This is a genomic window from Noviherbaspirillum massiliense JC206 (assembly GCF_000312045.1).
Classification (GTDB): Bacteria; Pseudomonadota; Gammaproteobacteria; order Burkholderiales; family Burkholderiaceae_D; genus Noviherbaspirillum; species Noviherbaspirillum massiliense.
On the sequence record NZ_HE978635.1, the window covers coordinates 512,860 to 538,660 of the forward strand.

The window sequence follows — 25,801 nt, forward strand, 5'->3', positions numbered from 1 at the left end:
TACCATCGGATCCTTGCCAAGCTTGCAAAAGGATCTGCATGGATGCCGACTACGTCATCATTACCGTTCACCTGCTCGGGGCATTGATCGCCGGTGGAGTCATCGGCCTCGAACGCAGCTATCACGGCCGCCCTGCCGGCTTCCGCACGCATACCCTGGTCAGTCTCGCATCCAGCCTGCTGATGCTGGTAATGCTTTATCAGTGGAAATGGCTGCCGGGCGTTCCGGCGGATACGATTCGTACCGACCCGACGCGGATGGCGCAGGGGATCATGACCGGCATCGGTTTTCTCGGCGCCGGCGTCATCTTCAAGGAAGGCTTGAGCGTGCGCGGCCTGACCACGGCGGCGTCGATCTGGATGACGGCGGCAATCGGCATCCTGATCGGCATCGGCTTTTATTTCCCCGCGATCCTCGCGACTCTGCTGACGCTTGGCGTGCTGTCGGTATTCCGCTGGCTCGAGGCGCGCATCCCTTCCCATACCTACGCCCACCATTCCATCCGCTTCGACCGCGAAAACGTCATGCCGGAGCAAGACGTCAGGGCGCTGCTGGCCAGCTACGGCTTCACCGTCGCCAACATGAGCTATCGACTCACCGACGATGGCCTGTCATTCGAATACCGGATGGTGCTGCAGACTTCCGACGTAAAGAACACGTCGAGGCTTGCCGCCGACCTGCGCGGCATGAAGCAGGTGCGCTGCTTCCAGATTTCGCCTACCGGTGATTAGATAGAAAATTTACGCCGCGACCCGCATCGACTGTATGCTCCGCGGGACGACGCCGAGATCGTTCCATGCCTCGGGATGGCAGGTGAATACCAGGATCTGGTGGCGTTCCTGCGCATCGAGCAGGGCGCGCTTGATCCGGTCGCGCCGAGCGGCATCCGTATGCACCACCGCATCGTCCAGCAGAAGCAGGGTCGGCACTTGGGCTTCCCGCAGCAGGTCCGCATAGGCGAGGCGGCACAGGATGCCGAGCTGCTCTTGGGTACCGAAGCTCAGTTGCCCGAGCTGCGCTTCCCAGCCGTTGCGCCTGAAGCCTGCCGGCGACAGCTTGTCGTCGAGTGAAAGACCGGCCTGGGGAAACAGCTTCCTGCAGTAATGCTCCAGGCGCGACAGCAGCGGCGCCTGCAGACGCTGCACCATCCGGTCGCGCTCTTCCACCAGCAGGTCGGCGAGCAGGGCGAGCGCATCGGCGCGCAGCGCCAGCTCCTGCTGGCGCCGGCCCAGTTGTTCGAGCGCGGCTTCCGCTTCTGCCAGGCGCTCGCCGAGGCCGGATGCACCCACCTGTTCCAGGCGGGCACCAAGCGCGATCAGTTCGCCCTTCTGCCTGTCATGCGCTTCCCTTTGCAACCGGGCAGACCGGGCAAAACGTTCCGCATCGCCTTCATCGACTTCGGTTGCCAATTCTTCGAGCCGCCTCTTTGCGGCTTCGATCTCGCTCGCGCGCATGCCGGCCGTCGCCAGCGCATCGGCCAGCTCATCCTGGTCTTGCCGCCTCCGCGCCTGCCAGTCGGTTGCCCCTAGCAGCCTGCGCTTGGCCTCGAGCTGCTCAAAGAGGGAGGAAGTTCTTGCTTCCAGACTGGAGCGCATGCCGATCAATTCGCGGTGCCGCTGCTCGCATGCCGCGTGGCGCGCAGTGGCTTGCGCGAGCCGCTCCTTCGCTTCCTGCAGGGGCAATGCATGCGCGACGTCCGGCATCGCCGCCAGCACGTCCTGCGTCTGCTGCAGGCCGGCCCGAGCTGCGTCGCGCGCGCTTTCGAGCGCATCGATGCCCTTGGGCGCATGAAATTGCAATTGCCGGTTCAGGCTGTCGAGTTCCCGCTCCAGGCCTTGGTGCGCGAGGAAGCGGCCTTCGGCATCGGCAAGCGTCGATACCCTCAGGGCCAGGAACAGGGCTGCCTGCTCCGCCTTGCGTTCGCCATGCTGGGCAGACAGGCTCGACAGGTTCGATGCGCCGGGAATGATGGTGACTTCGCCGACGCCCGGAATTTGCAGAACCGCTTTCCCTTCCAGCAGCTTGTGGCCGCTGCCCTGAAGGATGGCATCGTCCAGGCGCAACGCCTTGCCGTCCGCCAGCCGGTATTCGATGCGAGTGCCGGCGGCATCCATCTTCGCCTGCAGGGACGAGAGTTCCGTTTCCAGCGCACGCAGCCGGCGCAGCTTCGCTTCATCGATCCTTGTCTTGCCCGCTTCGGTCTGGACCGACTTGATCTGCACTCGAATGGCTTGCGCTTCCCTGAGGCTGTGTCCCAGGCGGTCGAGTTCTTCCTGCTGCCATTGCGCCTTCGCCTGCAAGTCCTTCGCCTGTTCCGCCGTCTGCGCCAGTTGCAGCTGCTGCCGCGCCTGTTCCACTGCGGCAGCGAAATCGCCCATCGTCCGCAGCTGTTGATCCAGTTCGCCAGCCGCTTCATCGGCCGCCTTGCGCGCCTTCGCATGCTCGGCTTCCAAAGTTGCAAACGCTTCGAGGTCCCGGTTCGCATCCAGCTCCCGTTCCCGCAGCAGGCGTATTTTTTCCCTGCCCGCATTCTGCAGGCTTTCCAGCTGATCGAGCGCGCGCTTGGCGATGCGCAATTCCTCGACCTTGCTGCGCGCATCGGCCGCCTTCTTCTCCAGCGCTTCCCATGGCTTTTGCCGCGCGACCTGATCGTACTCGGCCTGCAGGCTGGCAAGCCGGTCCACGTCTTCCTCGAACTGTCCCTGCTGGCGGCGCAACTGCTGCGCCTGTTCGCGTGCCTGGGCGAGCTCGGCTTCGACGGCGGCGAGTTCGCCGGTGGGCTTGCGGATCTTTTCCGTCACGAGCGAATGCAATTCCCGATTCACTGCGGCGATCAGCACATCCTCGCCGCTTTCGATCTTCGCCCCCGACAACTGGTTAAGCGCTTCGCGCAGGTAGATCGCCGCATGGGTAACGGGCCCGTCGACATCCTGTGCCTGGCCCTGGGTCACCCACAACAGGCCGGGAATGCCGCCATGTTCCGGCGACGCCGAACCGCGTCCCGGGCGCGAGAAGCGCAGCAGGGCGGCCAATGCTTCTTCCGCTTCTTCGCCTTCCAGCCGGTGGCGGCCATCGTGTATCAGCTCGCAGCGGGCTTTGGTGACGAAGCTCTTGCGCAGCAGGTAATGCTGCTCGCCGGTGGTGAATTCCACTTCAATGCGCGGTTGTCCGGACGACGCCTGCCACGGCACCAGGTGCTTGAGCGTGCTCGAGCGGTGTTTTTCGAGGAAGACCGTGCGTACCGCGGTGGCGATGCTGGTCTTGCCGGATTCGTTCGGGCCAGTGAAGATGTTCAGGCCGGGGCTGAGCTCGTCGATCAGGACCTGGCCGGCGAACTGCTTGAAGTCTTCGATCAGGATGCGCTTGAGTTTCATGGCTTGTTTCCCAGATCGCGGTGGATGCGCGACAGCAGCAGCAGGGCTTCCGCCGCGGTTTTGCCCCTGGCCGCATCATCCTGCAGCGCCCGCAGGCGCTCGACCACATTTGCGAGGTAGCCACCCTGCGCGCCAAGTTCCGCCAGGTCCTGCGGCGTCGGCATCAGGCGTATTCCGGTCAGGTCGGCGCGCAACGCGCGGGCGCGGGCCTGAGCGTCGGCGATCGCCGCTTCCAGGCGGGAAGACGCGGCCAGGTCGAGCGCGCCGCGCACGGTCAGCTGCACCACATCCCGGGTCCCGAGGTCCGCAAGCCTGGCCGTCAGCATCTCGACATCGGACGCGACCGCGAGCGTCTCATCCCAGCGCTGCCAGTCATACCGGCCGATACGGTGCTCGGACACTTGAGGCAGTGCACGCGGCTCTTCGATTTTCACTTCCAGCACCATGCCGGAACGGTTTTCGCGGAAGCGGTCGGTCTCCGGCGTGCCGGAATACCAGGTGCGCTCGTTGATCTGGTAGAGGCCGTGCCAGTCGCCTAGTGCAAGGTAATCAAGCGAGGCGCGCTGCGCCCGCTCCGCTGCAATCGGATTGCCGCCGTCAATGCCTTCCGGCAGCCTTTCCAGCACACTGCCATGCGACAGTCCGATGCGCACATGGCCCTCTGCCGTAACAGCGCGGTCAAAGAATTCGGTCACGTCATCAAAGGTGCGGCGCTGCGTCAGTGGTGCGGCGAGAATGGAAAAGCCTTCGTCGAAGGACAGCAGTTGCGGTGCAAGCAGGAGTTTTACGTTGCCAGGAATGCAGTTGAGGCGGAGAGCACGCGTCCATACGCTTTCCGGCAGCGCCGCATCATGATTGCCGGGAATCATGATCCAGTGCCCGCGAAAACCGGCCAGCGAGGCGAACAGGCGCCGGACCACACGGTCGGTCACCGTCTGCTGGTCGAACACGTCGCCCGCCACCAGGACCGCCTGCACGCCCAATTGGCTTGCCAGGCGCGCAATGTTTTCCACCGCCTCGAACCGGGCCTCCGCAAGCAGTGCGGCTTCTTCCGGGCCAAACTGGCCGAATCGCGTGCCTATCTGCCAGTCTGCGGTGTGGAGAAAATGGACCAAGCTGCACTCCTCTGTTTCTGATCACCCGAATATATCAAATCGGGGAGGGCTTGCGAATTGGGCACAGATGAGCTTTAACGTAACCCGACCTTGGCGATTTTTGTTTAATGGAGGGATCGCCGGTAGAGGGATCGAAAGCCTGGGAAGCGCGGTCATGTAATTCTTCATTGCAGCGTCTTTTACCGCAATCCCTCTTACCATGCCGCTACTGTCACGGGAGTCCGTGTCATTGGTTAGCGATATATGCATTTATGGTGGGAGGCGTTTATGCAGCGTCCCCTATATCGATATGTCGATAAGTGCTGACCTTTCCCGCCTCATCTGCACAAGCACCTATCAACCGCTCTCTCATGTTTATGGGATAGCGCCATAAAGATGACTTGGATACGCTTCACCCATTTTTGCAAAAATGCAAATGAAATAGGGCGGACGTCTGCGCACTCTTGAACAGGGCATATGCAACGACCGCTAAATTCTGCGTAAGACATGGTTCATCTGACGATCAAGCCTGCAAAGAAAAAATTGTCTGTACCCGGCGCAAATACCGGTCGGTCGAACACTCGGACTGTTGGGCCAGTGTCGACCGCTGCTCCATCCAGCATGTGTTCGTCAATTGCACTGGTATTTGCTTCAATCGCCATGCCAAATGCGGCCGTGGCGCAGACCGCGCCACCTGGTCCATCATCGGTACAGGCGATTGAAGAAGGCCTGCGCCGGGAAGAAGCCCGAATGAAGGAATTGCAGCAACAGGTGCAACCCAAATCCGATGTGCTGCAAGCAACACCCCAAGTCGCCGCGCCGATGGCACTTCCAATCGAGACGCCGTGCTTTCCCATTGAGGAAGTCCAGTTCACCGGCAACCATGTCGGACGGTTTCGTTGGCTGCAGACTACCGTGCAGCCTTACCTGGGACATTGCGTCGGAGTCGTCGGCATACGCCAGATCGCCGCAGCATTGGATGCCACCCTGATCAATTGGGGATATGCCACGACCCGGGTCTCGCTACCGCAGCAGAATCTCAAGTCCGGTGTCCTGACCTTTCATCTGCACGTAGGTCGGGTAGCCGAGGTGCGCATGGTGAAGGCCGATGATCCGAAAACATCCGACGATGCATGGGGAACCTGGTGGAATGCGTTCCCCACCGGCCGCAAAGACATTCTGAATGTGCGTGACCTGGAACAGGGCGTGGAACAGATGAAGCGGGTACCAAGCCAGACGGTCGCCACCGAGCTGGAACCGGGAACGGATCCGGATACGAGCATCGTGAAAATCCTGCGCAAGCCGGGCAGCTTATCCGACCGTGTACGCGGAGGCATCACGCTGGACAATTCAGGCAACGAGGTATTGGGAGCGACCCAATTGTCGACCTATCTGTCTCTCGACAACGTGCTGGGTATCAGCGACATTTTTTCGATCTCGGCCAATACCAATGCTGAGCATCCCGACAGCGACCACCGCAGTCAAAGTGCCGCATTCAATTACAGCATCCCCTGGGGGTACAACACCTTCACGCTCAACAAAACCAACAGCCGCTACGCACAGGTGGTGCAGGGAACGACCACACGCTTTCTTTCCAGCGGCACGAGTCAGTCCGCCCAATTTCGCTGGGATCGCGTAATGCTGCGCACCAGCGCTGCCAAGACAGGCGTGTATGCGGCTGTTGTCACCCGGCGCGCCAAGAGCTTTCTGGATGATGTGGAACTGATCGTGCAGCGGCGGCGCACAACCAGTCTGGAAACCGGCGTCGCCTACAAGCAGTTGATTGGGCAAGGTAGTGTGGATTTCGAGATCGGCTATCGGCGCGGCATGCCGTGGCAAGATGCCCAGGAGGATTTTCCGACAGCCGCGACCGGCGGGCTGACGACACGCCCCACCATCTGGGGGCTATCCGCCGCCTACAGCCAACCGTTCAACATCGGGAAAACCCCTGCGCAATACACCGCAGTCCTGCGCGGACAACATACTCGTGACACGACATTGACGATCGACCAGATCGCAATCGGCAACCGCTTCAGCGTGCGCGGTTTTGATGAAAACAGCCTGCTGCTTGCCGAGAGCGGCTACTTCTTGCGCAACGACTGGCTCGTGCCCGTCAAGCTGGTGACTGAGTTTGACGCCGCTGCCTATGTCGGGATCGATATCGGCCGGGTTTGGGGAGCAAGTGCGGGCAATCTGGTTGGTACCAAGCTCGCCGGCGCCGCTGCTGGAGTGCGCGGCAAGTGGAAGCAGCTCCAGTTCGACTTTTCTGCCGGCACGCCCTTATACAAGCCGGAAGGCTTCCGAACCAAGTATTGGAATCCCTATCTGTCTGCAACCTACGCATTTTGACGATGATCCTGAAACAAGGCATGGGATCGGAAAGGCCCGATATGAACTGGCAACGGCACCTTCTCTGGACAAACGGCACTGTTGAGTCTACGTATGTGCCTGTAAGCACGCGAGCCTGGGTCAGGCAAGTCGCCCGGGCGATCGCGATGCTGATGCTGGCCCAGAGCACGCTGCCGGCTTTCTCGCAATCGACGGCGCCGGTCGTGCCCAATGCAAATGCGCCGGCCGGGCAGCGGCCGATCATGGATGCAGCGTCCAACGGCGTGCCGATCGTGCATATTGCACCGCCAAGCGCGGCAGGCGTATCACGCAATGAATATACGCAGTTCAATGTCAACCCGAACGGGCTGATCCTTAACAACAGCACGGTCAACACCCAGACCCAGCTGGGCGGATGGGTTACGAGCAATCTGCAGCTTGGGCCGGTGCCAGCTCGCATCATTCTCAATGAAGTCGTCAGCACCAATCCCTCGCAATTGCGCGGCACGATGGAAGTGGCGGGGCAACGCGCGGACATCGTGCTTGCCAACCCGAACGGCATCACCTGCGACGGCTGTGGATTTCTTAACACCGGCCGTGCCAGCCTTTCCACCGGCCGAGCACAATTCGGCGGCGATGGTTCGATACAAAGCTTCGACGTGCGCCAGGGACAGCTCACCGTCGGCAGTAACGGACTCAGTGCCACCAATGCCGAGCAGCTTGATCTCATTGCGCGCGGTTTGGTGATCGAAGGCGAGATCTGGGCAAAGAACCTTAACGCCATCACCGGTGCCAACCGGGTGCTTTACGGCTCCTTACAGGCAAGCGCACAAAGCGGCACGGGTGCCGTGCCCGGCTTCGCCATCGACATCAAGAATCTGGGCGGCATGTATGCCAATCAGATCTACCTGGTGGCAACCGAAAAGGGCCTGGGCGTCAACAGCGCCGGCCGAACCGCTGCCCTGCAAGGGAATCTTGTGCTGTCTGTCAATGGGGATCTCAGCCTGAGAGACAGCTATGCGAAAAAGAATGTTCACATTGACAGTTCCGGGAATATCCAGCTTTCTGGCCAGACCCAGGCCGAAGGCGCTGGGGCCATAAATGCCAGCGGCGATCTCAGCAATCAAGGCACTGTCGACGTACAAAGTCAGCTTGTGATTAAGGCGGCCGCAATCAGAAATATCGGCACCGTCGCCCAGCGCAATGCCGATGGAGCATCGCTTAAGACAGCCGGTGCGATTAACAATAGCGGCGCGATCTATAGTGGCGGCACGCTGGTGGCTACCGGCCGTTCGCTGAAAAATGATGCTGGCAAAATCACTGCCGCCCTCGATCTGCAGCTGACAAATCAAGGACTGTCAAACGACCAGGGCTTGCTGCAATCAGGACGAGACGCCAGCATCAATACGCAGGGACAAGTCCTCGTCAACACCAACAGCGGCACAACCGGCGGCATACTCGCCGGTGGCACACTGAATCTGGCAGCAGGCAGTTTGGATAATAGGGCTGGATTCATTGCCAGTAACGGTAGCCAGGTGTTGAGTGTGACGGCCGATATCGACAACGGTCAGGAAGGAAAGATCCTGGGGAATTCGGACAGCACGATCACGGCAACCAGAATCTTGAACAGCGCCGGCCTGATCAGCTCGCTCGGCAAAGCGAAGCTTACTGCCGACACACTGGAGAATCGGAGCGGGCAGCTTAGTGCCGGCAACGACAGTCAGCTGCAACTGGCAATGTTCGACAATACCAGCGGTGTGCTCACCTCCACGAAAAATCTCGACCTCGCCGCAAACAGCCTTGTCAATGACAGCGGAAAGCTAATTGGCGATGAGTCGGTGACGATCCAGACCAGCAGCCAGGCGCCTGGAGGCACGATTGCCTCGGCCAATAATGTGACGCTCACTGTCAATGGCGACTACAGCAATGCCGGTCTCCTGTCGGCGCAAAAGAATCTGACCGTTAATGCGAGCAACATCCACAACAGCGGGACGCTCACTGCCGGCCAGGCACTTACTGCCAATACCGGCAATCTTGCCAACTCCGGCGAGATCAGCGCCAACAATCTGCTGCTGAATCTGACCGGGACGCTATCGAATGCCGGTGCCGGGTTGATCGACGGCGGCGACACGCGTATTGACGCGGCGACTACCAACAACACCGGCCGCATTTATGGTGACAGGCTGCGCATTGCCGGCGGCACGCTCAACAATAGCCGCAATGGCGCGATCGCCGCACGCGATACCTTGCTGATCAGCGTGCAGAATTTGAACAATACAGAGGGTGGCCTGATTTACAGTAGCGGTGACATCGAGATGGCCGGCAGCTTCGATAGCGCAGGCCAGCCGCAGGGAGCGATGCAAAACCTGATAAACGCATCAAGCACTATCGAAGCCGGGCGCAACCTGAGCATTTCCGCGGTTAGCATCGTGAATCGCAATGACCATTTGACGACTCGGACGGTAGTGGATGGCTCATGGTCCGAAGACAAGATCGAGCCGCGCAGCTCGGGAACCCGCTATTCGATCGAACATTGCTGGGGCATCGGAGGCGGGCAGGACAACAATTCCTGCATCGTGCATCCCGACCGATATGGCCAACGCAGCACGATACTTCCGGCACGTTCGGAGAGCTGCGACATTGATGGCAATTGCGCCATGGTACCCAATTACAGTTGGGATTCCCCGGTGTTTGCCCAGTTCCAGATTGCTCCGGTCGGTCCGCCGCCAGCACAACCCCCTTCCTGCGGGATCTTCGTGCTAGGCGCGGCATGCAGTCAATGGCAATCTGAACTGGTCGCGTGGGATGCGCAATACCAGAACACCTTGAATCAGCTCACGCCCCGGATTGATGCGTACAATGCTCAGGTCAATGAAGACAATCGGACAGTTAACTTTGAGGATTACACCTGGTACAGGGTCATCCGCACCGACAGTCACACTCAAGTAGCTAGCAGTGCGCCGGGCCAGATACTCGCCGGTGCCAAGATCATGCTGACTGGCGCCGGCATCGGCAGCACGGTCATCAATAGCGACAGTCATATCGTGGCCGGTGGCGTACTGGAAGTGAACGGCTCGTCGGTATCCAACCAGGCAACCAAAGGTGAAATTCGCTCGGACTACAATGCCACGCGAGAGGACACCGAGGTCGTGTCCTGCGGAACATTCGGTAACAAGCATTGCCGTAAATGGTATGGACAAAGCCCGTACCCTATACAGGCAAAGGTGGATAAGTCTCAGGACCTGCCGACGATACGCTATGACCAATATGCCGGCAACGCGACATCGGGACGGGTGCTGACAGGTGCTGCCGCCAGCGCCGATAACAGTACGGCGCCCGTAATTATGCCCTCCGCTGGCAGCAGTCGGGACTTGCCACTGCTTGGCCCGACAAGCCGCCTGTTTGCCTTGCATGCCGAGCCTGCAGCCCTCTATCTGGTAGAAACCGATCCGCGCTTTACCAATTACCGTACTTTCCTTAGCTCCGACTATTTCCTGAATGCGCTCAATCGCGATCCGTCGCATCAGATCAAACGCTATGGCGACGGCTTCGCCGAACAGCAGCTCGTCAATGACCAAATTCTCGCCTTGACTGGGCGGCGCTACTTGAGCGGCTATGCCAGCACGGAAGATGAATACAAGGCGCTGATGAATGCCGGCGTCGCCTTCGCCAGGCAATATCGGCTTACGCCCGGAGTGGCATTGACGGCTGAGCAGATCGCTCTTCTGAGTACCGATATTGTCTGGCTGGTCACGCGCACAGTCGCCTTACCCGATGGCTCGAACCAGGACGTGCTCGTACCTCAGGTCTATCTGCGCCGCCCGACCAGCATAGATCTAATGCCAAACGGGGCGCTGATAGCGGCCAACAATGTCCGCATCACCACCGCAGGCGATCTAGTCAACAAAGGCACGATCGCCGGCGACAGCGTCACTATCGAGGCCGACAACGATCTGGTCAACCAGCAAGGCCATATCGGCGGTCATGACATCTGGATGCACGCTAGTAATGACCTGAAGAACCTGTCCGGCGTCATCGGCGGCACTGGTGCGAATTCGCTAGTTAACCTGCTTGCGGGAAGGGACATGCTGCTGCAAACCCAGACCGTGCAGACGGCTAGCAAGGATGGCAACAGCACCCGCACCAACGTGCAACGCGTGGCTACCATACAGGGTGGCGATGTGCAGCTGGAAGCCGGACGCGATCTTGCCATTGCGGGCGCTATTGTGAATGCGAAGCAGAACCTGATAGCAACGGCTAGCGAGATCAAGGTGACGGCCGTGGCCGGGGGACAGCGGATCGAGGCCCAGGGCATAAGTGGCCGCAGTATCCGCGAGGATGCTGACAAAACCGAAGGCGGCCAGGTGCCTGCCTCGCGTACCGCCTACTCTAGAGAAGAGCAAATCGCCAACCAGTTGGCAACGCTCAATTCCGGCAACAACGTGGTGCTCGCCGCCACCGGCAACGTCGGTATTCAGGGTGCGAATATTGCCGCCGGCCAGGCCGGATCGGGTGAGGTGCAGATCCAGGGGCAGAGCGTCATCATTGAATCGACCAAGGACCGTTCAGCGACCGACACACAGTTCATCGGTGCCAAGAGTTACACGCGGGGGGCGCGTGATGATGAAACCTTGGTTGGCGGCTCCATCACGGCCGCCGACAATGTCGCGATCCGCGCAACCGGCGCGCCTGCTATCCGGGTTTATAACAATGATGGCAGCCATGCCGGTGATGACAACGGCGGTCCGGCTGTAGGGAATGTTGGTGGCGACATTGCGCTCACGGGAGTGGCAATCGCCGCGCAAAAGGGGCAAGTAGCGCTGACCGCCAACAACGACATCGTGGTTCAGAACGGCACGGCACGCCATCTGACCATCGATGAGAGCTACAGCAAGAGCGGCAATATGCTGCGCACCACGGCAACCACGAGGTCAGACTACGTCGATGCCATGCAAGTGCAAGGCAGCAGCGTCAGCGGCAATACCTTCGTGGCGCAGGCGATCCATGATCTGACCGTGCAAGGAAGCTCCGTGGCTGGCGACGGCGATGTGACGCTGGCAGCAGGTAACAACGCATCCATTATTGCGGCCATCGGTACCCGCACAGAAAGCCACTACACCAAGGTCAAGGAAGACGGTTTCCTGAGCGGTGGTGGGTTCGGCATCACCTATGGTGAGCGGATCACCACGACGGATCAGAACCAGCGAGCAACGACCCAGAGCGGCCAGTCGCGCAGCCTCGTTGGCTCCAATGGCGGCAACCTCAATGTGCAGTCTGGGGCCGCGGTGAAGGTCAGCGGCAGCGACATCGTCGCCGCACAGGATGTCGATATCACTGGCAAGAGCGTCACGATCGATCCGGGACGCGACACTACAGACGGCAAGCTGACGTATCGGATGCAACAGGATGGCCTGACGCTAGCGGTCGGCGGGACCGTCGTAAACGCTATCCAGACCATGCAGGCGATGGACGACGCGGCCGGCAACACCGGCAACTCGCGCGTGAAGGCACTGGCCGCCGCCACGGCGGCGATGGCTGCTGCCAATGCGGCCAAGGACGTTGCAACGAATGGCGTGAGTGTCAGCATTAGTCTGACAGTTGGTCATTCGGAAACTGAGCAGACCCGTACTCACTCTGCTAGCAACGCTGTCGGTAGCACGGTCGTGGCCGGCAACGACCTTAACATTCGCGCCACGGGCGACGGTAAGGCAAGCAACATCCATGTGATCGGCAGCGACCTCTCCGCTAATAACAATGTCAATCTCGTTGCCGAACATGAGGTCAACTTTCTGGCGGCGCAGGACCTGGAGTCGCAGCACAGCAAAAGCAAGAGCATGAGTGCGGCCGCTGGGGTCGCCATCTCGGCCAGCACCAATGGAGGCATTGCCCTAGGCGTGACCGGCAGCGTTGGCATGGGACGCAGCCAGGAAGATGGCGAAGGCGTCACCCAGCGCAACACGCATGTGACAGCCGGCAACCAGTTAGCGATCAGGAGTGGCGGCGCTACCAACATCAAAGGTGGCGTGGTGAGCGGAAAAGAAGTCCATGCCGACATCGGCGGCGACCTGAACATCGAAAGCCAGCAGGATACGGCACAGTTTGACAGCATGAGCCAGAGCGCCAGCGTGAGCGCGACGGTAGGCTATGGTGCCAGCGTCAGCGCCAGCTACAGTCAGAGCAAGATCCGCAACGATTATGCCAGCGTGCAGGAGCAAAGCGGCATCCAGGCTGGCGATGGAGGCTTTGATATTGTGGTCAAGGGCAATACCGACCTGAAGGGCGGCATCGTCAGCAGCAGCCAGACGGCAATCGAAAACAACAAGAACCGTCTGACTACGGGTACGCTGACAGTCAGTGATATTCAGAATTATTCCAACGCTAGCGCCGATACGGTGGGAATCAGTGCCAGTGCCAGCATCTCAGGCGGTAATGATAAGGAAGGTGGCCGAGAAAAAGGCCCGGGTAAAACCAATCTGATCAATGCCGGGAGTGGGCCGAATGTCACGGATGGAAAATACGAAGCCGGCAAGACCATATTGGGCAATCTGCTTAACAATGGCGCCGAATCAGGATCATCGTCCGGCATAACCCGCAGCGCGATCGGCACCGGAACAATCACCATCACAAATGCTGCGGAACAGTGGAATGCTTCAGAAAGGGACGCTGCGGATGTGATCGCATCGATTCGCCGCGAAACCGCGGGTACGAACGAAACGGTAAAGAAACTGAATGTGCAGCAAATGGCCACTGATGCGCAGATTCGGCAGGCATTCAATCAGGCAGTTTTTCAGGAGGCAGCCAAATTTACCGATGAGTCATACCGCAAGATGTTTCTTGAAAAGGCTAAGGTGTACGAGATTTTGAAGGATGGAAATGGAAAACCTCTTTTGAATGATGACGGTACGCCCTTGATGCGGGAACTTTCGAACGCCGAAAAGCGCAACCTGAAGGCCGGGTCGGATGGCGTTGTTCACATCGCCAATAACGGCATTTTCAACGACGGCGATGCAGCATCAAAATACGCCAATCAGCATAGCTCGGTCCAGGGAGCTCAGTATCTCATTCACTTCCCGGAGGCGGACAACATGATTTCCGAGCTTTTGATTGCTGGCTATCAGAAGTTTTTGGAAAATGACCTGTTGGGATTGGCGAATGCGACCGCGGAGACTAAAAGAATGATGCTCGAATATGGCCAGACGGGACTGCATATTGACGGTCACAGTCGCGGCGCGCTAACGACCGGCAATGCGCTGGAATCACTTAACCGACAACCGGACGCACAGGGAATCTTGAGCGGTACAACAATCAATTTCTATGGTCCTGCCTACAATGCAGAAAAGGCAGATGCCATCCTGAGCAACCTGCAGAATCGCGAAGCGGTTAGTGTCCTCGCGCAAAAGAACGGGATGGTCCTGCAAATGCAGAATCACCAGGCGGATCCCGTAGGGAGGCTATTCTTCATTGGTAACAATCCGAGTACGGGAGGTACGATTCCTGAGGGGAGCAACGTAGCTAAGGAAGCTATCAATGCATTGGGAGGGGAGTTTACAGTTCATAACTGCTACGGAAATGGAGATGCACGATGCCAAAAGTTCTGGCAGACGTATCCTGATTCAGTGCCCCAACTAAAGCCCGTAAAGAACTATCCATAAATTTAGTCGGTATAAGAAAGAGCATGCTAAAAAGAACCCTTCTTTTGATTTTTATAGCGTTTGAATTGAATGCATGCATTATAAAACCGCTTCAACCTACACCAGCGACATTCACATTATGGAAAAAAAAGGACGGATCAATTGGCGAAGTAAAGTCTTCGCTTTTGGCTTGTGGCTTCAATAGTCCATACACGACGTTTGGAATGACCGAAAATGCTTATGCAGAAGCAGAGCTTTGCATGCTGGACAGGGGTTTTGTAAACACTTCAAGGGATGGAATTTTATGTAATCAGATTGAATACAAAAAGCGCTTGCCGGCTTGTCAGGTAAGGGAGGAAGCTCAACGCAAGTGACGAATTGCAAAGACACCGAGCAGGGAAATTTGTTAGCGAATTAGGTTTAATTAAATTTTAAAAAAATCGATGAAGTCACTTATCGCAACTCTTGTTCTGATTACGCTCTCTGGTTGTGCTAACCGAATCTTCGATGTAAAAGGTGAGCCAAAATATGACCCTAGCATAAACGCGAGGATGCGGGTCAGGGGGAATATGACGCTGCATTTTGGAAATGCATGCGAATTGGCGACATGGACTCCTGTCGGAAATATCACGCGGGTTGTTAGCGATGCCAAAACGCTCTTCGTTCCTGCAACAGGATTTTTGTACCAAAACAAAACGCTTGGCATGCCCGTAGCGAGCGAGGGAAGCGCGACATCGTCCTTCCACGAGATTGTCCTACCCACCGGCAAGCCGCTTGCCCTGTCTGCGATCTTCAATCAGGGAAGCCTCAGGTGCGGTCCGGTCTCAGGAAAATTCTGGCCGCAAGCCGGGCATGACTATGAAGCGGACTTTTATATCAACAACGACCGTAAATGCTTGCTGGAAGTCGAAGAGTTGATTGCGGCGAACGGAAGGATTACCAGATCTTCTGTTCCTCTCGTTCCGCTGGAGACCGCTTCTACCAGTTCGCCAAATCCAAAATGCGAATTCGCGTCGGGTCAGATGCCAGGCAATTGAGGTTCTATCGCAGCCCGGTATATCTTGGTGCTTTCAAAGATAGTGAGGAAGCGATAATGCCTGCTGTGAAATGATTGCCCTGACCGTATAGTCACTATTTACAGGTTCGCGACTATCTCCCCACAACACAAAATGAAATGCAGGGGACTGCCTCCCGCACCGTTAATTCACTTGCAACCGCGCCTCCGTCACACCGCTCAACCCAAACACAAAATCCTTCCCCATCAACCTCGCCGGCGTCCAGGTGCCGCATTCCTTGCGTCCCTCCAGAAAGCTGCGAACGATGGAAAGAGCGCCGTCGACGGTCAGGGCATAGCCGCTCGGGGTGGTGAAGCGCACTGTTGCCGTCTTGCCCGATGCGTTGCGCGCTTCGCCCCAGATATAAGTGCGCAGCTTTTCCATCGCTGTCTGGTCCGGGCCCTTCACCTTCTTTTCGATCTGGCGGCTGAGCGCTCCCTTGATCAGCCGGGAACGCAGGAGCGGGCGCATCAGGTTGGCTACCTTGGCCGCGCGAATCGCTGCGGGCGCGGCTGGGATATAGGTGGTGATGTCGGGGATGCCGGTGGTGTAAAACGCGGAAGATACGTCACCCCAGGGAATCGACATGGCCAGTCTCTCACCCTTGCCGAAATCGATGCGGCGCACCGCATAGGCAAAGGGCACGCGCAGCATCTCGCCGCGGCGCCGGACCCAGCCGCCGTCTCCGAGGCCTTCGACCGCGGTCTTGGCGGTGCCCGGGGATAGTTCATTGCCGGCCTGGAAGCCGAGCGACAGTTCGGTCGCATCCGGCAGCGTTTCCTTGAGGAGCAGGGCGGCACAATCGGTCGGCACCACGTCGAAGCCGACGCCCGGGCAGATCACGATGCCGGCGGCCCGCGCGCGTTCGTCGAGCCGCTGCGCGGCTTCGAACACGGCGATCTCGCCGGTGATGTCGAAGTAATGCGCACCGGCTTCGAGGCAGGCTTCCATCATCGGTGCCGCGGTACGGATGAATGGGCCGGCGCAGTTGAGGACCACATCGATGCCGCGCAAGTCGTGTTCGGCTTCGGAATCGAAGCCGAGGTCGAAGATCCGCGATTCCAGCTGCAGCTCCTCGGCTAAGGGAAGAATGGCCGTGGGATTGCGACCGGCGAGTACGGGCGCGAGGCCCAGGTGTACTGCCTGTCGTGCGATCAGGCGCCCGGTATAGCCGTTCGCGCCGTAGATGAGCCACTTCATTCTTGTCCCTCCTGTTGTTGTGAGCCTGTGGTTGCCGTAAAGCCAGCCAGTCGATATTTTCGCTTGACCTTGCCATTGCGGGAAGGTCTACAGTGAGGCTACCTCATCTTGTTCAAGGAGAAAACCATGCTTGAGTTCCAGGTGGAAGACATGACTTGCGGCCACTGCGTCAGCACGATCACCAAGGCGATCAAGGGCGCCGATGCGAATGCCTCAGTCGAAGTCGATCTCGCGAAGCATCTCGTGCGGGTCGAAGGCAGCGCAGGCGGCGAGGAAATCGCCGACGCGATCCGGGAAGCCGGCTACACGCCGGTGCCCAGCAAGTAAAAGCTGCCCGGCAGGCAGGCGTCTGCCGGGGGGATTATCCGAAGGAGGCAAGTATTCCCATGAGTACGTTCGGAAAACGCATTCGTCCGCACGTCACGGCTGAAATCTCCCGGGCGGATCGGGCCGAGCGCGAGGGTTATGCCGGCCGCGCGTTCCTGCATCTCGAGCGGGCGCATGTATTGGGGCAGGCGTCGACCCGCGAACATGTGCGCGTGCATTGGCGCATGCTGGTGTGGGGCTGGAGGCGGCGCGACATGCGGGAAGTCGCGGGCCAGTTGCTGCGGCTGGTCGGGGCCGCCACCAAGACGGCGATCGGCTTCATCCCGTCTGGCAATACGGGCGGGGCCAACATCAGCCCGGTCAAGCGCCTGCCGGTTCCCGCCGATCTTGTCGCCATCATTCAAGCTGCAAAGCAGCGATAAAACTTTTCGCCATGCTGCCGCTGGTCGCAGGACCGGCCAGGGCGGCCCCGCATGTCGCAAGGCCCGGATGGGCCAAATCCCACGCACTATTAAACAGTCGCACCGAGCAGTTTTCCAATTTGAACCGGCACCCGATCAGGAAGGGCAGCCAAGTGGAGAAATCGTTCAGGCAATTGCCGCAGCCACGGCAAGGCCGTCACGCATGTAAGCAATTGTTACCGCAGTTACTTTTTTGTAGTATATTTCCCAAATGCAATTTTTTAAGAAGCAATGAAGATTTCTTGATCAGGTGCTGGCAGTACCCCGTGTTTTGTCCTTGCCAGTCGGTTGATGAAAAAGCCTGTCCTGCCGGCAAAAGCCGACCGGACCATGAGCCCGGCAGTCTGCCATGCGAAAAGACCAGAGGTTGAACGAGACAATGGATACCCGCCGCACGCCTACTCATGAATCGGCTTCGGTCCGGCAGGCCCTGCGCGAGCTCGCCGACTCGGCACAGATGCTGGTCTGGATGACGGATGCGAACGACAATTGCCTGCGCCTGAACGAGAGCCAGCCGGAACTATTCGCAAGTGGAGTGCAGCTAAATACTTCCGCCTGGCTGGAATACGTGCATCCGGATGACCGCGAGCGCATCATCGCCGTCCGGGACGAAGCCCGGTTGCAGTGCAAGGAATACCAACTCGAATATCGCATCGTCAGAAGCGATGGTTCCATCCGCTGGATGATGGGGGCAGCCGCGCCGCGCGTGGCGCCCGGCGGTGAATTCCTTGGCTACAACGGCACGACGCACGACGTGACCGACCGGCATGAAGCCCTGGAACGCCTCGCCAAGAGCGAGGCCGGCCATCGCCTACTGGCCGAGAACAGTTCCGATCTGCTGAGCCACCATGCCCCGGATGGTTCCTTCATTTATGCCTCGCCGTCCTTCGAACGCGTGCTCGGCTACACGCCTTCCGAAATGCTCGGCACGAATATCTACGAACATGTCCATCCGGACGATGCGCAGGTCATCCAGGAGGAATGGCGCACGCAGATCTGTTCAGGCTCTGACAGCGGCCTGATCGAATTCCGCTTGCGGCACAAGAAGGGGCACTACATCTGGGTGGGCAGCAAGGGCCGGAGGCTGGTTGACCCGACCACCGGCAAAATTGTCGGCATGGTCTCGATCTCGCGCGACACCACCTTCGAACGCGAAGCCAAGGAAGAGCTGCGAAGGCGTGAGGAGCGGTTTCGCAGCCTGACCAACCTGTCGTCAGACTGGTATTGGGAAACCGATGACGACGACCGCTTCGTCTTCATTTCCGATGGTGTGCAGCGCCTGTTCGGCATGTCGCCGCTTTCCATCCTTGGCAAGACGCGGCTCGAACTGATCAGCGACCCGGACCAGTCGGCGCTGCTTGACTGTGCCGACAAGATCGCCCGGCGCGAGCCGTTCAAGGATGTTACCTACCGCTTCAGGATGGGCAACGAGGGTGTCGACTTCCATAACCTGATTTCCGGCGAACCGGTCTTCAGGGATGGCGTCTTCATCGGATACCGGGGTGTGGGCCGCAACATCACCAAAGAGAAGGCGATCGCCGACGAATTGGCCAGGCTTGCCGCGGAAAACAAGGCCCTGATCGAAAATTCGCTCGACATCATGGTGCTCGGTGACCATGAGGGCCGTATCCTGCGCATCAACGAAGCCGCCAGGACCATACTCGGCTACGAGCCGGAGGAGCTGCTTGGCAAGCGCTACCGGCAGTTCGTCGCACGCGATGAACTGGAGAAAACCCGGGCAATCGAGGAACGGGTCCGGGCGGGCACCAACATCGTGTATGACTTCGAAAGCCGCTGGTTTCACAAGGATGGCCGCATCGTGCACCTGTCATGGGCGCTGCGCTGGTCGGACGACAAGAAGCTGTTGTATGCAACCGGGCGCGACATTTCCGAGAGTTACCGCACCCGCATCGAGCTGAAGAAGTCCAAGGACAGGCTCCACGCCGTGCTGGAAAGCATAGGCGACGCGTTTTTCGCGGTCGACCGCGACTGGCGACTGACTTATGCCAACCGCAAGACTATGGAATTTGCCGGCCTGGCCGACGATGTGATCGGCAGGACGGTGTGGGAGGCATTGCCGCAAATTGTCTCGCCTGCGCTGTGCCCGCATTACCGCAAGGCGATGAATGAGCGCCGGGAAACCTTCTTTGAAGCCTATTGCGAACCGGCGCGTGCCTGGCTGGAAATCCGTGTCTATCCCAATGAAGACGGCTTGTCGGTGTTCTTCCATGACATCACCGAACGCAAGCAGGCCGAAGCCCGGCTCGAGCAGCTGGCGACGCACGATACCCTGACCGGCCTGCCGAACCGTGCCCGTCTCAATGAGCGCTTGCAGCAGATGCTGGATTTTACGCCGCGCGATGAATCGGTCGCGGTAATGTTCATTGATCTCGACCGCTTCAAGGAAGTCAACGACTCGCTGGGGCACGAAGCCGGCGACCAGCTGCTGTGCGCGATCGCGTCCCGCCTCAAGGATGGCATGCGCCCGAGCGACATCGTGGCCCGGCTCGGAGGCGACGAATTCGTGGTGGCCGCGCATTGCGCCGAGGGCCCGGATTCCGCAGCCAGGATTGCGGAAAAGCTGCTGGCCACGCTGGCCGAGCCGGTGCAAGTCGGCGGCCATGAAGTCTTTGTCGGCGCCTCGATCGGCATCAGCATGTTTCCCCAGGACGGGCAGACGCGGGAATTGCTGTTCCAGAATGCGGACACCGCCATGTATCGCGCCAAGGCGAGCGGACGCAAGGCCTATCGCTTCTTCGAAGAAGAAATGAGTGTCAAGGCCAAGACGCGGATGACGCTGGAACACTCGTTGCGGCGCGCGCTTGAACGGCGCGAATTCGAGCTGCATTACCAGCCGCGCGTCAACCTGAAAACGATGGAAGTGGTCGGGATGGAAGCCCTGATCCGCTGGAACCATCCGCAGCTGGGCCGGGTACCGCCTCTGGAATTCATCCCGATCGCCGAGGAGAGCGGCCTGATCGAGCCGATCGGCAAATGGGTGCTGGAAGAAGCCTGCGCCCAGGCCCGGCGCCTGATGGACAAGCTGGACCGGAATCTCTGCGTGTCGGTCAACCTGTCGGCGCACCAGTTGAAGTGCAGCGAGCTGGTGCAGCAGGTGGCGGATGCGCTGCAGCAGTCCGGCCTGCCGCCCCATCTGCTGGAACTCGAACTGACGGAAACTGCGCTCGTCGAAGATATAGATGTCTCCGTCGGCGTGCTCAAGAAGCTCAGGGACCTCGGTATCCTGCTCGCCATCGATGACTTCGGTACCGGCTATTCCGGGCTTGCCTATCTGCGCCGCTTTCCCCTCACTACCCTGAAGCTGGACCGCTCCTTCGTCAACCACCAGGATGAAGAGATCAGCAATTTCAGTTTCATCAAAGCCTTCGTCAATCTCGCCCGGGCCCTCAAGCTATCGGTGGTGGCGGAAGGCGTCGAGGGCGGTGAAACCCTGGAGTTCCTGAAGGAAGCGGCCTGCGACGAAGCGCAAGGCTATTTCCTGGCCCAGCCGTTGCCGATCGAGACGTTCGAAAGCTTCCTGTCACGCGTGCCCGACACGGCAGGCAGTACGGCCTGAATGGGGCGGCGCCCTGGGCACGGAAGCTTTCCGTCGCACCGGCTTCCTGAAGGCAGAGGTCGCATCTACACCACCTTTTTCGATGCAGATCAGAAAGAGGTCCAGCACGCGCTCGCTCTCAATGGTGCCACTTGCAAGATACTGACGAGAAACCGGCTCATGCGGCAAATGCATGACGAGCGCCGGCAAAGCTTGCATGGGCACGCTGCCGGAATGGCGCAGCTGCCCGCTTGACGTTCAAACCGTCTCATCCCTACACTGGCCGTCCCGCAGCGGGAAGCCGCCTACTTGTCGACTGGCATGTCTGTGGTTCCGGGAAGAGAACGAGCCATAAGGAAGACGACGTGCAAATCGGCTTGCCGGCTGAGCGATCCTGCGAACTCTCTTGTCCGGGTCGCGGCCTTCGTTGACTGTGTTCCCAAGGTGCACCGCCACCGCAACCCCAGGAGGAAATCCATGCCAATCTTCGAAGGCGCCGACGTGCGCCTGCATTACGAAATCGACGGGCCGGAAGACAAGCCCTGGCTCGTTCTGTCCAATTCGCTCGGCACCACGCTCGACATGTGGACGCCGCAGATGCCCGCGCTCGCGCAGCACTTTCACTTGCTGCGCTACGACACGCGCGGTCATGGTGCATCCTCCGTGCCGCCCGGGCCCTACAGCATCGATCAGCTTGGCAGGGATGTCATCGCGCTGATGGATGGCCTCGGTATCGCGCGCGCCCATTTCTGCGGCCTGTCCATGGGAGGCATGACGGGGATCTGGCTTGGCATCCATCAGGCGGCACGCATCGATCGCCTGGCGCTATGCAATACTGCGGCCCGCATCGGCACGCCGGAAGTATGGAATGCGCGCATCGACAAGGTCAGGTCCGAAGGCATGGCTGCCATCGTTCCCGCGGTGCTCGAGCGCTGGTTCACGCCGGGCTTTGCGGCCCGCACTGCAGAGCAAGTGGAACAGGTACGGGCCATGCTGCTGACTACCGATCCTGCCGGGTATGCCGCCAACTGCGCAGTGGTGCGCGACATGGACCAACGCGATGCCCTCGGCGTGATCAAGGCGCCGGTCCTGGTCATCACCGGCACGCACGACACATCGACTCCGCCTGCGGAGGGCAAATGGATTGCGGACCGGGTGGCGGGCGCGCGCCATGCGGAACTGGATGCCGCCCATCTGTCGAACTGGGAACAGCCGGAGCAGTTCACGCGTACACTCTTGGATTTTCTTTCCGGAGCGGCAAGCGGATGAACGCGAACGCCATGCTCGAGGAAGTTCGGGTGCATGTAGCGGGCAAGGGCCATGAAGGTAGTCAGATAAGGTGCCAGCGCCGCATCCTTGACTAGAACAAGCTTGCAAGAGGAGAACCATGCAGTATTTCGCGCCCGGGAGGACGCCATGCTAGGCAATTTCATCGGCGTTCTGTTCGACGGGATCGCTTATGGCAGCCTGCTGTTCCTGATCAGCGTCGGCCTCTCTGTCACAATGGGCCTCATGAATTTCATCAACCTGGCCCATGGTGCGTTCGCCATGTTCGGCGGTTATGTCTGCACGAGCCTGATGAGTCGCGCCGGAATGCCCTTCCTGCTGACGCTGCCGGCTGCGTTCGTCGCGGGCGCTGTTGCCGGGCTGGTGCTGGAGCGAACCCTGTATCGCCGGCTTTACCGCGCCAGCCACCTCGACCAGGTATTGTTCTCGATCGGCCTGGTGTTCGTGGCGATGGCGGGCGCAACCTACATCTGGGGACCGCAGCAGCAGCCAGTCATGCTGCCGGAATACCTGCGCGGCCGCGTCATGCTGCTGGGACAGGAAGTCGGGACATACCGGCTGTTCATGCTCGCCGTGGTGATGGCGATTACGCTCCTGCTCGGACATTTGCTGGAACGCACACGTTTCGGCGCGCAGCTGCGTGCGGCGGTCGACAACCGCGCTGCGGCCGCCGGCCTGGGCATCAACGTTGAGCGGGTATTCAGCCTGAGCTTCGCGCTCGGTTCCGGGCTGGCCGGGCTCGGTGGGGCGCTGGGCGTCGATGTGCTCGGCCTCGATCCGACGTTCGCCATCAAGTACATGGTGTATTTTCTGCTCGTGGTCGCAGTCGGTGGTGCCGGCACGATCCGCGGGCCGCTCTTTGCCGCGCTCATCCTCGGGGTGTTCGATGTCGCCGGCAAATACTATGTGCCAGATGCCGGCGCATTCGTGATCTATGCAATGATGGTCCTGCTGCTCTTGCTCTTCCCCGCCGGCATACTTGGAAGGCGTTCATGAATCCGAAGGATATCTTCAGCCCCGGTGCTGGCATGCGGGCCGACACGCCTGCGGCCACGGAAACACTGCAGCTCCCCCATGACCGCTGGCGTCTGCCGGAAATCCTGTTCTGGCTGCTTCCCGTCGCCGCTTTTTTCCTGTTCCCGGAACACCTGATGGTCGGCAGCCAGGTCATGATCACCGGCCTGTTTGCCGTGTCGCTCGACCTGATCCTCGGCTATGCAGGCATCGTGTCGCTCGGCCATGCCGCTTTCTTCGGCATCGGTGCCTACAGTGCCGGCTTGCTTGCCGCGCATGGCTGGGGCGAGCCCGTCAGTGGCTTGCTGGTTGGTGCTGCAATTGCCGGGCTTGCAGGTTTCCTTGCGGCCTTTCTTGTAGTGCGCGGCCAGGACCTGACGCGCCTGATGGTCACGCTCGGACTTGGACTGATGATCTTCGAAGTCGCCAACAAGGCGGCCTCCATTACCGGCGGCATCGACGGCTTGTCGGGCGTGGCAATGGACAAGCTGTTCGGTTACTTCGAATTCGACCTATACGGAAAGACCGCTTATGTCTACAGCCTGCTTGTGCTATTCCTCGTCGTCGTCCTGTTGCGCCGCCTGGTCAATTCGCCGTTTGGCTTGAGCCTGGTCGGCATCCGCGAAGGCGCTCGCCGCATGCCGGCACTTGGAGCCGACGTGAACAAGCGGCTTGCCATCGTCTTTACCATTGGTGCATCGATTGCCGGGCTGGCAGGGGCGCTTCTGGCCCAGACCACCCAATTCGTCGGTCTCGATACGCTCGGTTTTTCGCGTTCGGCGGAAGTATTGATCATGCTGGTCCTTGGCGGCACCGGGCGACTGTACGGTGCGCTGGTCGGCGCGGCGGTATTCATGCTCGCCCAGGATTACATTGCCGGACTTAACCCGGTGTACTGGCAGTTCTGGCTCGGTCTCCTGCTGATTGTCATCGTCTTGTTCGCACGCGGCGGCATCCTCGGCGGCGTGCAACGCCTGCACACCCTGCTGCTTGCGAGGGCAGGGGAGGCGAAGCGATGAATGCCTTGCTGCGTACCGAAGGCCTGATGAAGCGTTGGGGCGGCTTTGCCGCAAACAGCGATATCAGCATTTCTCTCGCGCCGGGCGCGCGGCATGCGCTGATCGGCCCGAACGGCGCCGGCAAGACCACTTTCATCAACCTGCTGACGGGCGTGCTTGCACCGACGTCCGGCAAGGTGTTTTTTAACGGCGAGGACATTACCGGCCTGCCGCAGCATGTGCGGGTCAAACGCGGCATGAGCCGCACCTTTCAGATCAACACCCTGTTTTCCGGCTTGACGGTGCTCGAGTCGGTGATCCTGGCCATCGTCGAGCGGGAAGGCATGCACAGGCTCTGGTACCGGACGGTTGCGCAACAGCATGCGGCTGCGGATGAAGCGATGTCCCTGCTTGCCATGCTCCGGCTGGAGCGGGAGCTGAATACCGTCGTTCGCAATCTGGCGTACGGCAAGCAGCGCCTGATCGAAATTGCACTCGCGCTCGCCGGGCGGCCGAAGCTCCTGCTGCTCGATGAGCCGGCAGCCGGCATTCCATCTGCCGAAAGCGGCGAATTGTTCGAGACCATTGCACGCTTGCCGCGCGAGGTCGGCATCCTGTTCATTGAGCATGACATGGACCTGGTATTCCGTTTTGCCGAGCGCATCACCGTGCTGGCAGGCGGCAGGGTGATGGCGGAAGGCAGCCCCGACGACATCGCCGCCGATCCGCGGGTGAGGGAAGTCTACCTGGGAGAAAGCGCGCATGGCTGAGCTGCTTGCATTGGACAGCGTCAGTGCCGGTTATGGCGACGCAGTCATACTTGAAGATATCTCCTTCAGCATGCAGGAAGGCGACAGCCTGGCGCTCCTCGGGCGCAACGGGGTCGGCAAGACCAGTCTGCTCGCAACGCTCATGGGATTCACGCGCCTGCACCGTGGCAGCATCCGCTGGCGCGGTGCCGAGATCGCCCGCATGCCGACCCACAGGCGGGTGCATGCCGGCCTTGGCTGGGTGCCGCAGGAGCGCTGGATTTATCCATCGCTTACTGTCGAGGAGCACTTGACGGCAGTGGCGCGTCCGGGTGAATGGACCGTCCCCATGGTCTACCAGCTGTTTCCGCAGTTGCGGGAACGGCGCACCAACATGGGCAACCAGTTGTCGGGCGGCGAACAGCAAATGCTTGCCATTGCCCGCGCGCTGATGGTCAATCCCAGGCTGCTGCTATTGGATGAACCGATGGAGGGGCTGGCGCCGGTCATCGTGCAGGAACTGACGCGCGTGATCCGGTTGCTGGTGGCCGAGCGTGGCATGTCGGTGATCGTGGTGGAGCAGCATGCGCGGCTCGCGCTGGCGCTGACCCGGCGCGCGATCGTGCTCGACCGGGGACGCATCGTGCATGCATCGGACAGCGCCAGCCTGCTGCAGGACGCGCAAGCGCTGAGCAGGCTCGTTGCGGTCGCTTGAACGCCGTGTCTG

The 25,801-nt window shown here is 59.9% G+C and carries 16 protein-coding genes; 13 read left to right on the plus strand and 3 right to left on the minus strand.

Annotation, left to right across the window (positions count from 1 at the left end; all coding sequences use genetic code 11):
• The first annotated feature begins 38 nt into the window (after positions 1-38).
• Positions 39-731 carry an MgtC/SapB family protein gene (locus HGHM_RS17970; protein ID WP_019142953.1) on the plus strand — a complete coding sequence of 231 codons (693 nt, stop codon included), beginning with the start codon at positions 39-41 and terminating at the stop codon, positions 729-731.
• Positions 732-740: 9 nt separating this feature from the next.
• On the opposite strand, the gene HGHM_RS17975 is transcribed toward HGHM_RS17970, so the two are convergent.
• Both HGHM_RS17975 and HGHM_RS17980 read right to left on the minus strand, forming a co-directional pair.
• Positions 741-3,374: an AAA family ATPase gene (locus HGHM_RS17975; protein ID WP_019142954.1), complete on the minus strand. Its 2,634-nt coding sequence runs from the start codon at positions 3,372-3,374 to the stop codon at positions 741-743.
• Positions 3,371-4,489 (minus strand): metallophosphoesterase family protein, encoded by a 1,119-nt coding sequence (locus tag HGHM_RS17980; protein WP_019142955.1) that lies wholly within the window; start codon positions 4,487-4,489, stop codon positions 3,371-3,373. The genes HGHM_RS17975 and HGHM_RS17980 overlap by 4 nt, the downstream gene beginning before the upstream one ends.
• Positions 4,490-5,128: 639 nt before the next feature.
• Between HGHM_RS17980 and HGHM_RS17985 the strand changes: the two genes are divergently transcribed.
• The 4 genes from HGHM_RS17985 to HGHM_RS17995 all read left to right on the plus strand — a co-directional run bounded on the left by HGHM_RS17985 (position 5,129) and on the right by HGHM_RS17995 (position 15,464).
• Positions 5,129-6,817, plus strand: a complete 1,689-nt coding sequence (locus HGHM_RS17985; RefSeq protein ID WP_019142956.1) for a ShlB/FhaC/HecB family hemolysin secretion/activation protein — start codon at positions 5,129-5,131, stop codon at positions 6,815-6,817.
• 2 nt (positions 6,818-6,819) lie between these two features.
• Entirely contained in the window at positions 6,820-14,448 is a 7,629-nt protein-coding gene (locus HGHM_RS17990; protein ID WP_081583607.1) for a two-partner secretion domain-containing protein, read from the plus strand.
• A gap of 23 nt (positions 14,449-14,471) precedes the next feature.
• Positions 14,472-14,801, plus strand: coding sequence for a hypothetical protein (locus HGHM_RS23285; protein ID WP_148415766.1), 330 nt, complete (start codon positions 14,472-14,474; stop codon positions 14,799-14,801).
• Between the two features lie 69 nt (positions 14,802-14,870).
• Complete coding sequence (locus HGHM_RS17995; RefSeq protein ID WP_148415768.1) at positions 14,871-15,464, plus strand: hypothetical protein; 594 nt, start codon at positions 14,871-14,873, stop codon at positions 15,462-15,464.
• A 162-nt stretch (positions 15,465-15,626) separates the two neighbouring features.
• Here the strand turns inward: HGHM_RS17995 and HGHM_RS18000 are convergent, their stop codons facing one another.
• Positions 15,627-16,682: a saccharopine dehydrogenase family protein gene (locus HGHM_RS18000; protein WP_019142959.1), complete on the minus strand. Its 1,056-nt coding sequence runs from the start codon at positions 16,680-16,682 to the stop codon at positions 15,627-15,629.
• A 126-nt stretch (positions 16,683-16,808) separates the two neighbouring features.
• On the opposite strand from HGHM_RS18000, the gene HGHM_RS18005 reads away from it, so the two are divergent.
• The 8 genes from HGHM_RS18005 (at position 16,809) to HGHM_RS18055 (ending at position 25,789) form a co-directional block, all read left to right on the plus strand.
• Positions 16,809-17,009, plus strand: a complete 201-nt coding sequence (locus HGHM_RS18005; RefSeq protein ID WP_019142960.1) for a heavy-metal-associated domain-containing protein — start codon at positions 16,809-16,811, stop codon at positions 17,007-17,009.
• Between the two features lie 59 nt (positions 17,010-17,068).
• Positions 17,069-17,431: a DUF3703 domain-containing protein gene (locus HGHM_RS18010; protein WP_019142961.1), complete on the plus strand. Its 363-nt coding sequence runs from the start codon at positions 17,069-17,071 to the stop codon at positions 17,429-17,431.
• A gap of 418 nt (positions 17,432-17,849) precedes the next feature.
• Entirely contained in the window at positions 17,850-21,047 is a 3,198-nt protein-coding gene (locus HGHM_RS22435; RefSeq protein WP_019142962.1) for a PAS domain S-box protein, read from the plus strand.
• A 456-nt stretch (positions 21,048-21,503) separates the two neighbouring features.
• Positions 21,504-22,295, plus strand: a complete 792-nt coding sequence (gene pcaD, locus HGHM_RS18030) for a 3-oxoadipate enol-lactonase (RefSeq protein ID WP_019142965.1) — start codon at positions 21,504-21,506, stop codon at positions 22,293-22,295.
• A 147-nt stretch (positions 22,296-22,442) separates the two neighbouring features.
• A complete protein-coding gene (locus tag HGHM_RS18040) occupies positions 22,443-23,309 on the plus strand; it encodes a branched-chain amino acid ABC transporter permease (RefSeq protein WP_019142967.1) in 867 nt (288 codons plus the stop codon).
• A 32-nt stretch (positions 23,310-23,341) separates the two neighbouring features.
• Positions 23,342-24,346: a branched-chain amino acid ABC transporter permease gene (locus HGHM_RS18045; RefSeq protein WP_051155362.1), complete on the plus strand. Its 1,005-nt coding sequence runs from the start codon at positions 23,342-23,344 to the stop codon at positions 24,344-24,346.
• Entirely contained in the window at positions 24,343-25,095 is a 753-nt protein-coding gene (locus HGHM_RS18050; RefSeq protein WP_019142969.1) for an ABC transporter ATP-binding protein, read from the plus strand. Before HGHM_RS18045 ends, HGHM_RS18050 begins: the two co-directional genes overlap by 4 nt.
• On the plus strand, positions 25,088-25,789 hold the full coding sequence (locus HGHM_RS18055; protein ID WP_019142970.1) for an ABC transporter ATP-binding protein: 702 nt from the start codon (positions 25,088-25,090) through the stop codon (positions 25,787-25,789). Before HGHM_RS18050 ends, HGHM_RS18055 begins: the two co-directional genes overlap by 8 nt.
• The last annotated feature ends 12 nt before the right edge of the window (positions 25,790-25,801 follow it).